General features: G+C 32.1%; 13 protein-coding genes and 2 pseudogenes. 9 read left to right on the top strand and 6 right to left on the bottom strand.

The features are described from left to right. Positions 1 to 182: 182 nt before the first annotated feature. The 5 genes and pseudogenes from SB773_RS22535 to SB773_RS22515 form a co-directional block, all read left to right on the top strand. Positions 183 to 1532, top strand: a pseudogene (locus SB773_RS22535) (N-acetylmuramoyl-L-alanine amidase); the annotation flags it as partial. A 264-nt stretch (positions 1533 to 1796) separates the two neighbouring features. Then, positions 1797 to 2654 (top strand): zinc-ribbon domain-containing protein, encoded by an 858-nt coding sequence (locus SB773_RS22530; RefSeq protein WP_410592223.1) that lies wholly within the window; start codon positions 1797 to 1799, stop codon positions 2652 to 2654. Between the two features lie 116 nt (positions 2655 to 2770). Next, a pseudogene (locus SB773_RS22525) lies at positions 2771 to 3241 on the top strand (hypothetical protein); the annotation flags it as partial. 269 nt (positions 3242 to 3510) lie between these two features. Next, entirely contained in the window at positions 3511 to 3681 is a 171-nt protein-coding gene (locus tag SB773_RS22520; protein ID WP_410592287.1) for a zinc-ribbon domain-containing protein, read from the top strand. Positions 3682 to 4136: 455 nt separating this feature from the next. Further along, positions 4137 to 4298 (top strand): hypothetical protein, encoded by a 162-nt coding sequence (locus SB773_RS22515; protein ID WP_176526510.1) that lies wholly within the window; start codon positions 4137 to 4139, stop codon positions 4296 to 4298. A 176-nt stretch (positions 4299 to 4474) separates the two neighbouring features. Here SB773_RS22515 and SB773_RS22510 read toward each other — a convergent pair whose 3' ends face one another. After that, a complete protein-coding gene (locus SB773_RS22510) occupies positions 4475 to 5296 on the bottom strand; it encodes a hypothetical protein (protein WP_410592220.1) in 822 nt (273 codons plus the stop codon). A gap of 1 nt (position 5297) precedes the next feature. After that, positions 5298 to 5732: a hypothetical protein gene (locus SB773_RS22505; RefSeq protein ID WP_410592218.1), complete on the bottom strand. Its 435-nt coding sequence runs from the start codon at positions 5730 to 5732 to the stop codon at positions 5298 to 5300. Between the two features lie 426 nt (positions 5733 to 6158). Here SB773_RS22505 and SB773_RS22500 point away from each other — a divergent pair, with 426 nt between their 5' ends. The 4 genes from SB773_RS22500 (at position 6159) to SB773_RS22485 (ending at position 12224) form a co-directional block, all read left to right on the top strand. Then, on the top strand, positions 6159 to 8915 hold the full coding sequence (locus SB773_RS22500; protein WP_410592216.1) for an ATP-dependent DNA helicase: 2757 nt from the start codon (positions 6159 to 6161) through the stop codon (positions 8913 to 8915). A 509-nt stretch (positions 8916 to 9424) separates the two neighbouring features. Continuing rightward, entirely contained in the window at positions 9425 to 9628 is a 204-nt protein-coding gene (locus SB773_RS22495) for a hypothetical protein (protein ID WP_341308640.1), read from the top strand. A gap of 396 nt (positions 9629 to 10024) precedes the next feature. Beyond that, positions 10025 to 11755, top strand: a complete 1731-nt coding sequence (locus SB773_RS22490) for a hypothetical protein (RefSeq protein ID WP_410592214.1) — start codon at positions 10025 to 10027, stop codon at positions 11753 to 11755. 310 nt (positions 11756 to 12065) lie between these two features. Next, complete coding sequence (locus SB773_RS22485; protein WP_410592212.1) at positions 12066 to 12224, top strand: hypothetical protein; 159 nt, start codon at positions 12066 to 12068, stop codon at positions 12222 to 12224. Positions 12225 to 12668: 444 nt separating this feature from the next. Here the strand turns inward: SB773_RS22485 and SB773_RS22480 are convergent, their stop codons facing one another. From SB773_RS22480 to SB773_RS22465, 4 genes are all read right to left on the bottom strand, one after another. Continuing rightward, positions 12669 to 12797 (bottom strand): hypothetical protein, encoded by a 129-nt coding sequence (locus tag SB773_RS22480; RefSeq protein WP_410592210.1) that lies wholly within the window; start codon positions 12795 to 12797, stop codon positions 12669 to 12671. A gap of 298 nt (positions 12798 to 13095) precedes the next feature. Further along, entirely contained in the window at positions 13096 to 14061 is a 966-nt protein-coding gene (locus SB773_RS22475) for a tyrosine-type recombinase/integrase (RefSeq protein ID WP_410592208.1), read from the bottom strand. Positions 14062 to 14191: 130 nt separating this feature from the next. Further along, the gene (locus SB773_RS22470; RefSeq protein WP_410592206.1) at positions 14192 to 15028 is read right to left on the bottom strand and encodes an SEC-C metal-binding domain-containing protein; all 837 of its coding nucleotides are present in this window, start codon (positions 15026 to 15028) and stop codon (positions 14192 to 14194) included. A 35-nt stretch (positions 15029 to 15063) separates the two neighbouring features. After that, positions 15064 to 15693, bottom strand: a complete 630-nt coding sequence (locus SB773_RS22465; protein WP_410592203.1) for a recombinase family protein — start codon at positions 15691 to 15693, stop codon at positions 15064 to 15066. Positions 15694 to 15859 lie beyond the last annotated feature (166 nt).

Below are 15859 nucleotides of genomic sequence, written 5' to 3'. Positions count from 1 at the left end.
CAATGAAACAAAAACAATTTAATCCAGTGAAAAAACAGAATAAATGGAAGAAACCTTTTATGGCAATGGCGACAGTAGCGGTACTAGGTGCAGGGATTTTTAGTGTAGAAGCTCCTTTGGTAAGTTCAAACGTTGTGTACGCTGATAGTGAAACATACAGAGTGACAGCATCATCGCTAAATGTTCGAAGTGGAGCGAGTCCAAGTACAACAAGCTTAGGATTTGTATATAAAGATCAAACTCTTTCGGTAATTGGTCAGGAAGCAAATGGATGGTACAAGATTAATTTCAAGGGACAAACAGGGTATGTAAGTGGGGCTTATGTGGAAAAAACAGGCTCTTCTACAAATCCAAATACAGATGCGCCAGTTGGGAAAAAAACAATCTTTATTGATCCAGGGCATCAAAGAAAAGGGGATTTATCTAAAGAACGAGTATCTCCATCGTCTAATGAAACGAAATATAAAGTGACTTATGGAGCATCGGGTGTCGCAACGAAAAAACCTGAGTATCAACTAACTTTGGAAACTAGTTTGATTTTAAAAGAGGAACTAGAAAAACGAGGTTTCCACGTTATGATGACTCGTACAACAAATGATGTGAATATCAGTAATATTCAAAGAGCGCAAATGGCTAATGATGCAAATGCGAGCCTAACGGTACGAGTACATGCTGATGGTAGTGATGATAATTCGAGTGTAAAAGGATTTTCTATATTAACGCCTGAAAACACCCAGGATACAAGGGGGATTTATCAAGATAGTTTACGAGCTTCACAAACAATTTTAAATAACGTAAGGGATGGCGGCATAAATATTCATGGCAATGGAATCTTTAAGCGTAGCGATATGACGGGATTCAACTGGTCAAAAACGCCAGTAGTACTACTTGAAATAGGTTTCATGTCAAATCCTACAGAAGACCGCTTACTTTCTGATCCCGCATACCAAAGAAGGTTAATGGCATTAACGGCAGATGGGATTTCTAAGTACTTCCCAAGAGATGAAATGAAGAAAGATGATATAGCAGGTGGATGGTATGAAAGTCATATTCAGGAATTGAATAAGAAGGGAATCATGGTTGGAGATGGAAATGGGACGTACTGGCCAGATCGTTTAGTAACAAGAGCAGAGTTTGCGACTTTAATTTCTAATGCCCTGAAATTACCGCCGGGGAATGCAGGTTTCTATGATATAAATGAAGCACATTCTACTTTGTGGGAGGGAATTAAGCGTACAGGAAGTGCAGGTATCGTTAAAGGTAGAGGAAATGGTATGTTTGATCCTAATAGCCCTATTAAACGTGATGAAGCGGCAATTATGATAGATAATGCATTGCGATATAAACAGGTTGTAGGGCAAGTTGTGGATACACCATTTTCAGATCTAAATCTTGCATATAATAAACAAGCGGTACAGCGCCTATATGGATTAGGAGTTGTAAAAGGGAATGGTTATAATCAATTTCTACCAAAAGGAACAGCAACTCGTGGAGAGGCAGCGGCTTTAATTTATCAAATGTTACAAGTGTAGATTGATAGTAAGATGATGTGAAAAGCGACATAGCGATATGTCGCTTTTTTTTGTTTATTTTCTTCTGTTATTGTAGATTTGAAATGAAGTCCCGATGCTTTTGCTCTAGATCATTTATCTAGAGCTTGTTTTATTTAACAAACGGGGCAGGTTAGTGACATAAAAAAGTTATAAGACATTGAAAGACTTTCTCTATTCTCCTCTCAAAGTTTCTCTTCCTGTTTTATACTAGAAAGAAGGTAAGTTTTACGGAGGGAATAAAAAATGGGAGTAAAAAAAACAATTGGTGATATGCACTTATTGGCAGAGTCCAAAGGATTCCGATGTTTATCGACTGTGTATATCAATATGTCTACATCACTAAAATGGCAATGTGTAAAAGGGCATATTTGGGAGGCGAAAGCCAATGGGATTAACAATGGATATGGATGCCCTGAATGCAGCAGTAGAAAAAAATTAACTATAGATGATATGAATACATTGGCTGAATCTAGAGGTGGGAAATGTCTTTCCACTGAATATAAAACGAATAAAACACCTCTCACATGGATGTGTTCTGAAGGGCATACTTGGGAAGCTCGTCCTGATAACGTAAAAAATCAGGAACATTGGTGTCCTAAATGTAGAATAGGGAAAAAAGGTAACAATATAAAACTTACAATAGAAGAAATGCAAAGTATAGCTGAAGAAAGAGGAGGTAAATGTCTATCTTCAACTTATTTCAATATGTCTACCAAACTAGAATGGAAATGTCAAAAGGGACATATTTGGAAAGCAGCACCGGGACATATCAAAAATAGCAAAAGCTGGTGTCCCAAATGTGCTTTAGAAACAGCTGGGGATGCCCGTAGATTTAGTATAGGAAAATTGCAGGAATTGGCTGAATCTAAAGGTGGAAAGTGCTTGTCAGAAACATATAAAAATTCTAGAACGGAAATGAAATGGCAATGTGAACATGGCCACATTTGGAAGGCAAAAGCAGATAGTATACTTTATGGGCATTGGTGTCATATTTGTAGTGGTAGACATCGACATGATATTGAATTTGTACGAGAATACGCTAAATCAAAAGGGGGGGGGTGTGTTTATCTAAGGTTTATGAAAATAATCGACAAAAGTTAAAATGGCAATGTGCTGAAGGGCATACCTGGGAAAGTACTTTTCATGAAGTAAAGGATAGTAATACTTGGTGTCCACATTGTAATACGTTCTACAGTGAGGAGAAAGTTCGATTTATTATGAAATCCATTTTTCATAAGCCGTTCAAAAAAACTCGAAGAATCCTTGATCGAAACTTAGAATTAGACGGTTATAATGAAGAGCTGAATATTGCCTTTGAGTATCATGGCATCCAACATTATAAATTCGATCCTTTCTTTTTTAAAACCATTGAAGATTTTGATAAACGCCAAGCTGTAGATTTATATAAAGAGGAAATATGCCGACAAAAGGGAATAAAACTAGTGATCGTCCCTTATAACTGCTACACAACTGACGAATCACTGGTTGAATACGTTTTTAATTGTTTAGAGGAATTGAAAATCCCTGTACAAGTTTCTTTAAAAGATATACCTTTTAATAATTTTTATAAAAGTTCAACTGTATTAGACGAACTAAGAGAAATAGCAAAAAAAAGAGGAGGGAACTTACTATCTGCCTTCTACGTCAATAGTAAAACACCACTAAAATGGCAATGTGCAAAAGGGCATATTTGGGAAGCGAGGCCAAACAATATAAAGAATGGTAGCTGGTGTCCCGAATGCTCAGGATTGAAAAGAAACACGATAGAATATATGCATGAGTTAGCTAAAGCAAAAGGAGGAAAATGTCTCTCCACCACCTATGTAAATAATCGGACAAAACTTCTCTGGCAGTGTGCAAAAGGTCATATATGGGAAACTAAGCCACTTGTAATCGTTAATGGTAGATGGTGTCCCGAATGCGCAGGGAAGAAGAAGTTAACCATTGAGGATATGAAATTGGCCGCAAAAAAAGGGGGGGTGAATGTCTCTCTATTAACTATCATTCAAATGGAGAGCGTCTTAAATGGCGATGTGCAAAAGGTCATGAATGGGAAGCTACACCTAACAATATAAAAAGTAAAGGGCAATGGTGTCCGGAATGTAATAAAGAGCAAGGAAAAAAATGAAAAAATTTATTAGTTAAACATCGAATTGCTTGGCGACTCTTTTATTTATTACAAGATCGTACTTAAGCTAATGGGTGCTTTAGCTCAATAAGGATTATTAGAATGATCAAACTTTTTTATAAAAAACTCAGACTTAGTTAAAAAGGCAACTCCATTTTGATTAATCCTTTTTCAAAATGGAGTATTTGCGTTTGCTATTAAGTAAAGGTTGAAGAGAACTTTTTAAGCAATCTTTATTCTAAAGCTACATTGGGAGAGGGAGATACCCCCGCTAGTAATGAATAAACTGAGTATGTGGAATTTAATATTTGCTTGGAGGATGATTCGTAGGGAGTAAAAAGAATAAAGATATTGGTCAGTATTTATATATATGTTAAAATGAAAATTAACTGGATATTGTGAGGGCGGGAGGTTGCTGTCCTTTCTCTTAGTTTAGAGAGAAAGGAGGTGACCGAATGGATTCTTTAATTAATTTATTGCATGATGCTGTGAAAGTATTTCTCACAGTCTTTGCAACAGCTTATGCGAATGAGCTTGTAAAGAAACTTAGTAATAAAAATAAAAGAACCGCCCCCAAAGCCGGCAAGCGAAAGGGCGGTTCTAAAAGAAGCAAATAATATTTAGCAACCGACCACCTTGCGGTAGCAGTTACTAGAAGAGATGTTACTGGCATCTCTTCTTTTATTTTATGCAAAAATAAACAATGTAATACTTATATAAGTTTGTATAGAAATTATAACAAATCTTATGACAAAAGAAAAGATAATACAAATAATGAGTGTATTCCTAAGTATTATCCTATATATTTTTGAAGTAAGTTTAAAAGCTCTTCACCTGAAGTGTATAATGTTGACCCCACTGTTACTAGTTCATTGACATTTTTTACTTTTTCGATTGCGGTTTTTATGATAGATTTTTTAGGTTTTTCTGATTCAACCTCTTCAATTGCAGCTTCTAAAAATTCTTTGGTTTCTTCCTTATCAATTCCTAAATCACTTTTTTCATTTAAAAGTTCTTGTATAAATTGAGAACTGATTTTCTTTAAATCTTCAATGTTGGATTCATTATAAACTTGGTGTGCTGTTATTGAAGACTCTCTCTCAGCGTGGTTTAGTTGCCCTCTAAAATCTTGAATATTAAATTGTGTACTTGAGCTTTTATCCAATCCCATATCTATTGCCATCTCCCCCAAATATGTAACTATATGATCTACAAGAGATTTTACTACTTGTTGGTTAAAATTATCAACAGTATTTTGAATTTTCTTCCCGGATCTATAGCTCATTGGAATGATATCAAAATACCTTATATTATTCGCAAATATATATTTTAAAAATTGATAAATAAACGCAATCTCCTCAGAAGTACGAACAGGCAACTTGTATTTATCATGATATTCGGTATTCGCAATGATCTTTTCAATGTTGTACTCAACGGTATTATTATTTTGAATAAATTGAAGAATTACTGGCGATCCTTCAATGAATATTAAAAATCTTGCTAAATTATCATTCGCTTCGGTAAAATTAGTTTGAAGGAACCTACTTGCCACTTTTCGAAAGTTTAATGATAATTTTTTATAATCGCTTTCTGTTAATTGTAATTCTGGACTCATATTAATTCACCCCACAAAAAGGACAGTATACAATTGTTGCAATTTGTGCAACATTCAATTTAATGATTTTGTTACAACAATTTAGTTCAACCTGTTCTAAATTTTCGTCTTCAACTAGTAATTTAGGAACATCTTCCTTAGGTTTATTTATACTCATATGTATTCCTGATCCTTTTAAACTTTTATTAGAACCCTTAAATATATTGGATATTTCATTTTGAGCATAATTCATTGCAATAGTCATTGCATGTTCTAATACTTCAGGAGGTGTGAATTTAGAATTATCCGCAGACAATCCACAAACTGGACAGTATAATTCTAATACCTCTTCCGAATCTATGTCACCAGCTTGTACCTTGAAATTCTCATGACAATATGGACATGATAAAGAGTAAAACCCTTGGCTATCAGTAGGTATTTTTATCTTAAAATCCATTTTGAACAACTCCATTCATAATGACTTTTAACAATATATATTAATCTACTATCTTTTGAAAAGCAGTTTCTTTCTCCTTTTTTAAATAGAAATCATATGTTCTGAATAATGATTTTTATTATATGTTCAGTAATATAGTATCCTATAAATGTTTTATGTACAAGTTTATGTAGTTACTAGTCCTAGTATTTAAAAATGATGCGATGCATTATCTCTTCAATAATAAGAACTATATATGGTTGTTTTTATTTAAATAAGAACTGTATGTTGTACGGTTATCTGTTCGGTGATATAATTATAGTCTGTATTAGGAAAAAAATGTATAAAGTGTAGAGGGTTAAGTAAAAGAATAACTAGTTAAATAAGAAGAATTTATATAAACGAGGGATTATGTATTATAAATTAGAAAAATAGAGGGGGCAGTAGATGAATTCTAAAGCAGATGTAATTTTAGACTTATTTGAGGAAAAGTTACTGAAACACTATGGTACAAGTGTTAAAAGGACATCCCAGATACAAATGGCATTAGACATTGGAGAATTCTTGGAGTCTAGTAAGAGAGTAATGATTATTGAGGCACCAGTGGGAACTGGGAAGTCATTAGGAGCATTAGTTCCAGTTTTAATAGATCGTAAATATAATATATTCGATAAAAGAAGTGTTATGTATGCTACTGCTACTATTAACTTACAAGGACAGTTAATGAGAAGTGAAATTCCATTATTGCGTAAACTGGGACTAGTAAATAACCCGATTGTTGCAAAAGGAAAATCACACTATTATTGTCATTTTAGGATGAAGAATTCAAGCCAAGGAGTAGAAAAAGAATTATTTACGCGTGCGGATCAACGTGCCCTAGAAAAATTTTTTCAAACAAGTAAAACAGGACAAAGGAGCGAACTAGAAGAGAAATACACCTTTAATATAGAAGATGAAAAGTGGAAAAGAGTGGAGTTATCTAATAAGTCAAACTGTAGAGTTTGTCAATTTTCAATGATATGTCCGACAATTTTACACCGGAGGAGATTTAAAGCAATTGAAAATGATGTAGTTATAACAAATCATGATCAATTAATTAATTCATTTTTAAATGCTATGGATACGGATAGTATTTATGAGCCAGTACTAAAAACTGATATGGGAATAGTGATAATTGATGAGGCACATGATTTTCTGGAAACATTTATTGGTCGGTTAGAAGAAACATTTACCCTATCGTATTTGAAGAGGGTTGAAAAGTATATAGAACGAGACAATGATAAGTGGGGAAAAGCTGTAGGTAGGTTAAGAGCATGGATAAAGAGGAACAAGGAAGATAACAAGAAATCAGATGTGGGACGCTATATGTTAACAGATTTTGTATTTTCTATTTTAAGGACATTACAAGAGATCCTAAATGAAAATCTATTACAGGCAAAGCATCGAAAGGCTGAAATATTGGATGAGTTGTCTGGTATTCTTCATAAGTTCTTACAAAAAAAGAAGTATACGTCTTGGGTAAGCCTAGAAGATGGTGAATTTCATGTCATAGAGAATAACTATAAAGAGACATTCCGGCAGATGTTAGACTATATTAAGAATTTAAATAAAATTATATTTATGTCGGGTACTCTTACAGTGAATAAAGATTTTTCTTATATTAAAAATCAGTGGAATATTAAAAGTGGAGAAGCGATAACAAAAGTTTTAGTTAGTCCATTTGATTATAAGAATCAAGCTCTTATTTATATACCTAAGAAATTAGGTAATCCTAATAAAGATGAATTTATAGGAAACGCATTGAGAGAGATTCATAAACTATTGAAGTTGACGGAGGGACGAACGCTCCTTTTAAATACTTCTAAGGATCATATGGATGATATTTATAATGGAATCAAAACAGAGTTAGCTACTTCTGCTATTCCATTATACAAGCAAGGGGAAAGTGGAGTTGAAAATCTAACTAAACGCTTTAAAGAGTCAGAGGAGAGTGTGTTAGTTGGGTCTGGTAGTTTTTTTTCTGGATTTTCGATATCGGGAACTTCTTTAACGTCAGTTATTATAAATAAGTTACCATTTCCAGCCTTTAATGATCCTATTATAGAATTAATGAGTATGGGAATTGAAAAGGAAGATAGGTTTGAAAAAGTTAGTTATCCAATGATGATTAATAAGTTAGATCAAGCAGTCGGGCGCTTAATTAGAAGTATTGAGGATTATGGAGTTATCACAATACTTGATGAGCGAATTTATACATCCAAAGGGTATGGGAAGGATGTACAAGAATTGTTAGAAAGACAAGGGTATGTACTGACTAGATCATGGGAGGAAGTAAAAGCTTTTTATGTTAAAAAGTTAGAAAAAGGAGCGGAAGCTGAATATAAACCATACAACAGGGAAGTGTTGAATATTGGTAATTCGCTAAGCCGCCCTAATCGTAAGATATTAGCGAAAACAAAGAATAGAAAACATACAAAATCGAGACAAGGGAAAATGTCTGAACCTAAGAAAATAAAAAAAGCTCAAAGATTATTCTTAGAAAATGTATGTAAAGATGCTAACTTTAAAATTATTCTAAATGGAAATATAGAACTTGTATTTAAAGAAGTATGTACTAGTTTAGCTATGGAGAATCTCCCTATTTCTCGAATAATGAGGGATTTTCCTTATAGGGATATTGAAGAGAAAGAGAAACTTGGTCAATATTTAGCTTTTGAAGGAACTAGTAAGGCAGTGGAAGAAATCTATAGAGAAAATGAAGTGAGGATAACAAAAAATAGAGTAAATAAAGAGCAAAGAGAATTTTTAAAGAATCTCATGGAACGAGAAGGAATAACAGGTCCTATAAAGAGAGATGTAAATGATGCCTATGAGATGGTATATAAAAAATTATATAGTAATTGGAAAGATGTATCCCATTTAAGAGAGTATTTTCCCTATCAAGATGAAGAAGAAAAAAGAGAGTTGTCTACTTATCATGGAGGAACAAGGAAAAGAGTGTATCCATTATGTACGCAATTAGGGTGTAGTGGTAAATGTAGAGAACAAGAACATAAGCAAATAATAGATTATCTTGTTGATACCTATGAAGCAAAAAAAGTTGAGTATATAGGACCGAAAGGGAAGCAGAGAATTCTAATTGAACCAATAGAAATATTAGATCAAGATGAATTTCGACCAGATGAATTGTTGCAAACAACTTAAAACAATGTTCAAAAGTGTTGGGGGAATGAAAGGTATTACAGTGTAGTTAAAAATTCAACAATTCGCAATCGGATTTTAATTCGCTTTGAAGGGCTATATCCCGATACATTCTAAAGAGTAAAATCATATGTCTTATCCATATAGACAATTCTTGTATACGACATAGCGTTATGCTGCTCTTTTGTCTATTAATAAGTATCATTTAACAATTATGAATTGATGTGATATAGCGTCATGACGCTTATGAGGGTTTCTCTTTGAAGCCCTTTTTATTTTGGAGAATTGAACGTAGCAACTGGTATTGTAGCTTTGAAATAAAGTTGTACTGTTTATAACAAAGATGTACAGTTTTATCCCTTTGGATTCACTTATCTATGGGGATATTTTTATTAAGAAAAGAAATAAAATATATGAATTGAATATAAAAACGTTTTGATTCTTTAAAAATATTCCATAATTTAGTATTGTTTATATATCGGATATTTTGTTTGTACGAAAGGGGTAACTTGATGTTTTTACAAAAATATAAGGGTTTGATTCTAGGGATAGTCGGTGCTGTTATAGGGATAATATCCTGGGTTTATCTTAAAGATTTAGATTATATATATAGGGCGTGTCTTAAGTTATTTTCTATAACATTAATAATTATAGGATGGGTTATTGCCTGTAATTCGAACCATTTCTATAAAAAAAAGGAGAATAATAACGTATAGGTGTTACTATTCCCAATTTTTTTATGAGTTTTATTAATCAGAGAATCATATAGTAAGGTTAAAATGTGTAAGTTTAATCAAACATTTTTATAAAAACCAATCTTAAATCTACTGGAAAAGAATCTATTTTGATTAACCTTTTTTCAAATTAGATTCTTTTTATATTCCGTAGAGTAAGGGTGGGAGTAGATATTTTTAATCAAACTTTATTTTAAAACTACACTTTTGTGGTTTTAAGTAAAAGGCAAATAATCCCCATCCCTTTACATAGGTGTGGATTATTTGCCTTTTACTAATAAATATATACCTCATGCCCTAAACTGAAAAATGTTACAATAAAAAATGAAAATGTGTTCATTTATATATTTTTAGTAAGCAATAACGGAGGAATTCGCGATGAGTGATCTAATTCGCTTTGTAATGATTAATCAAAAAAATCCAAAATGGATTTTTAAATTAGAAACATATACAAATAACATTTTAGCTAAAATTAAAAGCGCTTTGAATATTAGTGATTTTCGATTTTATACAAACGGAATTAAAACAAGAAGATGTTCAATAATTATTGATACTAATGAATATCTTGTTACTTTTACCCATATTTTCTCCACTAAAGGTTCACAATTAAAAATAGATATCTCAGGAATATTTTCCGTCCATCCAGATCATAATCTACATAACTTGAAAATTAAACTAAAGGATGAAATGATGAGTGAATGGGAACAGTGCGTATGGTTAGAAGATCGGCAATCTGAAGCATTTTCAGAAGAGTTATATATGGATATTCATTCTGTAGAAAACACTTTACGGAGAGTAATTAATACAATTCTATTTTATAAACTAGGTGGTGACTGGTGGGAGAAATATATGCCTACTAATCTTATCAGTACATATAGTATGCGAAATGATCAGTATAGAAAACGAGCACGGAGCTTCCAAGATGTACATACAAACTTAATGTCTATTAATACTGGAGACTTAGTCAAGATTTTGACGTTTAAAACATATAAAGTAAAAGAATTTAATTTATTTAACTATTCACAAAGGGAATTGGTAGAAAACTATATGAATTCATCCCAAAGATTCCGATATATCATGAGTGATATATTGAATGGTCAAAAAATAGAATCACATGGGAAGGAATTAACTGATATTTTAATAGATGAAATGGAGGTAGAAATTGATTTTTGGAAAGATTTCTTTGCACCATGGTTTTCTTGTGATTCGAGAGAATTTCAAGGAAAGTGGGATAGTTTTAGTGAAGATAGAAATCATGTAGCTCATAACAAACTAATAGACTTCAAATTATACCGAAAGTATAAGAAAAGCATGGATGATTTATTAAAGTTGATTAAAGAAGCCGAAAAAGAATTCAACGATCATTTAAATTCAGAAATGGATTTATATATTGAAGAACTTGAAGCAATGCAATTAATCAATGATTACGAAATGCAATTCGATCTCAGAAGAAGAGTAAGTGAAGAAGCCGGGGTAGAAATTCTTGCGAAAGAACAAATTCTCGATTTACTAAAAGAAAAAATCATTGATACGTTTGATAACATAAAAGAAGATATCTATTACCGAAGTGATATTGAAGTGATTTTTGTTAAGCCTCACTTGGATAAGGTTGAAAAAATATTTACGATTGTTCATAATTATTTTAATCACAAAATACACGTAGATATAGAAGCATATATAGATAGCAGTGAAGCAGGTTCGAGTAGTGTCAAGCTCACATTATACTATAATGATGATATGGAAGAATCTTTTAATATTAGCTATACAAATGGTAGTGCAAGATTTGACGAAGAACAAGGCTGTTATTTACCATTTATTCAAGAAGAACTTAATATCTCAGCACTTTATAATCTAGAAACAGCCATTAACAATCTATTAGAAGATAAAATGCTAGAGATAGAAGATGACGAAGTAGCTTCTTTCTCTTGCCAAAACTGTCAGAAATACGCAATCAACATATCAGATTATAATGGATTGGGTATCGGCATATGCTTATACTGTGAGCATATTAATCACGTAAGGAAATGTATCGAATGCGGTGATGTAATAAATTCTCCTGAAGATGACGAACTTTGTGATAGTTGCAAAATACATTGCACTATTGCATAAAAAATAATCAACTGTTGATTTGAAATAAAGTTTAACCGTTATTCAATTATCAAGACCTAAATTGTAAAAAGTCATAAAAAATAAAGGGCGATACATATTAGTCATACATAATATGTATCGCCCTTTTAATTCTTCTTCAACAATCGCGCCCGATTGTGGAATCACTTCTAATGGCTATTCCTAAAATCAGAAACCACTTATTTAATTCCCCCCTTTTAGTTTACGTGAAATTCGTTCAACTACTCGGGGGATACCGAGTGTACTTTTGTACATAATAAGATTGTTAAACGTTAAATTGAGGAGGGTTTGTATGCAACATCATAAAAAAACTATAGAGAAGTCTGGTTCTATTATGAAATCAAATTTTGCAGAAACTGATGCGCAAAAAGTAAAACAAGAAATTCAAAATGATGTAAGAGAAGGACAAGGAGCAATGACTTCCCGAGAAGCTGGGGCAATGCGAGATTAAGAAATCACTCCTTACTAAGTTTTAGTTTTTCTTCTTTAAAATTTTATTTAGTAAGGAGTTATTCCGTAATCTGGCCCGATAGTTGAAGAAGGAGAACGTTGTTCTCACTCTTCTTCCTCACTACCGAAGCATAGTCGAAGAGTCCCGATTGATTTTTGTTCAGTAAACGGGCGCGATTATAGAGTAAGAAAGGACATAACATATTAGTCATATAAAATATGTTATGTCCTTTAATTTATCTACATTTTTTAAATTAGGTCTTGATAAAAAGATTTTTCAAAACATGCTTTTATATTTGCTTTTATATCAATGTTAAAAGAGTTAAATTAATCAAACTTTATATCAAAGCTACACTTCTATTTGAGTATTACTGTGAATTTGAAATAGAGACACGATGTTTCTATGAAAGTTGTGATGTTTTCTCTCTTTCATTATGATGATGATTTAAATATATTTTATATTGATTATAAAGACACCTAAATCATAACCTGTTTTTAATATAGCCATGGCTGAAATTAAAGTTAACGGATATTTAATAAATGGATTATTTAGGAATTCCTTTGTTTTTTTCATTGTTGAAATCCTCCAGTACATTGATAATGATTGGTATAGCGCTATGTTACTTTTTGTTCGGATCTATATCTATCATTTGAATTTGAAAGATATCACTGTCCTTAATTCCCAGGACATGCATTTCTTCTTTTAATGAACGCCAGGGTTTAATCTTGATAGATTTAGTGGTTCGATTTCGTAAGGTATATTCGTGTATATAATATGATACCTCGTTTTTCCTCATTATAAATCCTTTTTTCCTCCTTAAAATAATTGAAAACCTGTAGGTATGTAAAAACTATATATTAAGTGCTAATTTCTAAACTGTTTTTACTTCGGTTTTCTTATAGTAATCGTAATATCTTTTTAGGGATAAGTGAGATTTAAATCCAATTTGCTTCATGATTTGTTCAGGTGTGTTTTTCTGTTTAATTTCCTTTAAAACAAATGTGTTCCGAAAATGTTGGGCAGAAATTCCCTTTCGAAGATTGGTACGTTTCACTTCTAATCGTATCATCTTTTGTATAGATATTTCGGTTAAGTTTTTAGGTGCATCATCATCATAGCTCCAATGATATGTTCCACGAGTGTAGTCAAAGGCAACAAATAGTGGATCGCTGCTGTGATATTTAGGACGGACAGGTTCAGGAATGGTTTTATAGTAATGGTAAAAATGTAATTTATCTTCTTCTTTCAAATGGATTGTACGATTTATCTGTGAGTCTTCAGGAACAGATAACATATTACTCTCGAAATGAACATGTTTCATTTGCAAAGAAACAAGCTCCTGTAAAGATAATCCGTAATCTAGGAGTAATATAATAATAGAAAGATTGCGTTCTAATAACATTGGGCGTGTAGATTTCTGTTTGTCAGTTAGATTCGCTAAGGAAGAAACGACTTCTTTTAAACGTCTTTCTTCTTTAGAAGATATAAAATCTTTATCTCTTAATGAACGGTCAGGTTGATCTATTTGTATTACACTTTCTATCGGACTAGGCAAATCCAATGATTCATACAGCCGATTTAGGGCAATATAAATACGATGTATAGTCTTATCTGAATAGTGACGTTCTTCTTTAAGGTAATGAAAAAAATCTTTGAAATCTTTTTTGTTTAGGGATTCCCATATCTCTTCATCAATGGCACAATCGGTATTTTTTAACCATGATAAAAAGTGTTCTACATCATACATATATCTTTTGATTGTTGAAGTTTTTCTTCCTTTTTGTAATAAGTAATCAGTAAAGTGCTGTATTGTTTTTTCTAGATTTGTAGTAGACATATTTTTAACCACCTCATTTCGTAAGTTTTGAAGGGCTTCTATTCTCGTCTTTTTAATTTCTTCTAATAATATTAGGATTATATCTTTGGAGAAATTGTTAATTTCACTGTCATCATCATTTGTTCATAAATCATACGTTGTCACTTTTTGAAGTCAGGTGTTTAAAAAAATGATTAAGTTGTTTTTTAAATGAAAGTTCTTCATAAAATTCTTTTAAAAGTTTAGGTTGGTCATCGTTGTAAACGAGTTGGTTAATTAAAGCTATTATTGAACGTGTAAGTTTGATATATATATCTTGATTAAACCAAGTGACATTTCCTGTTATTTCATTACACATATGCGGGTTACTTATGACAAAGTACGATCTACAGCTAAATGGTCGAATATTATATATTGAACATTCTCCTTTTGTAATATCAAGAAAAGGACAAGGTTCAAGAGAACTCTGTCTGTCAGTCCAAAGGGAATAAGGAACTTTTCTTCTTGCTTTAGTTTCTTTTAAATTATATTTAATAACTTTTTTGATTTCTTTATTCATATTTATATTAATTCTTTGAGCCTCTATTTTTTGAAGATTAACTTCTTGGAAGCAACAGGCGATACATCCCTTTTTGCAAGGGGCGTTTTTTTGTAATTGTTCTATTGCTGGATCATATGCTGAATATAATTTTTCGAGGAGTTCTAAACCCAACTCTTCATCTATAGAATTATGAGGTTTTAGTTTAAATGAAATTTCTTGGATAGTGTTCAAAAGTTTTATAGTTAGACTTATGTTTTCATACCCGAAGTTACCGTCATAAAATTCGAAACCTTCCCCCCATTTTTCATCTGATTTTATATGACAATTTTTGAATTTCAATCCAGAACCACAAGGACAAGGATCATTTCTTTTGACTTCTATTATATCCTCATAACTATCTTGAAGGGCCTTTAATAGAAAGGAATCCAATATTGTTATCTCATACATTTTTCTTTCACCTCTCTAATCTATATCCTCAGTATTTAAATAGTGTCAAATTCTTTATTTTCATAGCGCTTGACGATTCTATAGAATGTAGCGCTACTAGAAATTTTGCACTTTTTCATAGCAGCTGTAGCTGTGATTTTCCCTTCTTTCCATTCATTATAAGCATCGGTAAATTCCTGAGTGATCGGAATGCGAGGTCTACCTAAGTGTTTTCCTTTTGCTTTTGCTAAAGCAATTCCTTCAGCCTGACGTTGTTTAATATCCTGTCGCTCTTTTTCGGCAAAGGCTGATAGGATAGTGGTGGTTGCTTTTTGGATAGCTCTTTGAATTACATCATTCGTGTCATCTCCGGTATAAGTTACATTTATAAAGGGTTCGTTTAAAAAATGTAAATTTATTTTTTGGTCCTCATAATATTTGAATTCTTCAAGAATATTGTTCATAGTTCTTCCGAGTCTTGTTAAAGAATCAAAAACAATTGTATCTCCTGTGCGAGCAATTCGTTTCATCGTTTGATAGTTTTCTCTATCCGTATTACTTCCAGTTTTTTTATCGATAAAAATATCTCGTTCGTCAATTCCGATATTTTTCATATTTACAATTTTTCGTCCTTCGTTCTGATCTTTACTTGAAACACGAACATATCCGAATTTTTTTGTGTTCATAAAACAACAACCTTTCTTATAACAAGAACATTAATACTATTCTATCTATTTATCTATAATTATACCAAAAGTGAATCAAAAGATATATGTTCTTTTTGAACTAGTTCAAAAAGAGATTTCAAACCTTTTGAAGTTTTTATTTTGATAGTTTTTACACCACATCAAA

The sequence above is a fragment of the Bacillus sp. SIMBA_074 genome (genome assembly GCF_046534555.1).
Classification (GTDB): domain Bacteria; phylum Bacillota; class Bacilli; order Bacillales; family Bacillaceae_G; genus Bacillus_A; species Bacillus_A mycoides.
Note: the sequence above shows the minus strand (reverse complement) of the source record. Positions and strands in the feature narration are given on the sequence as shown.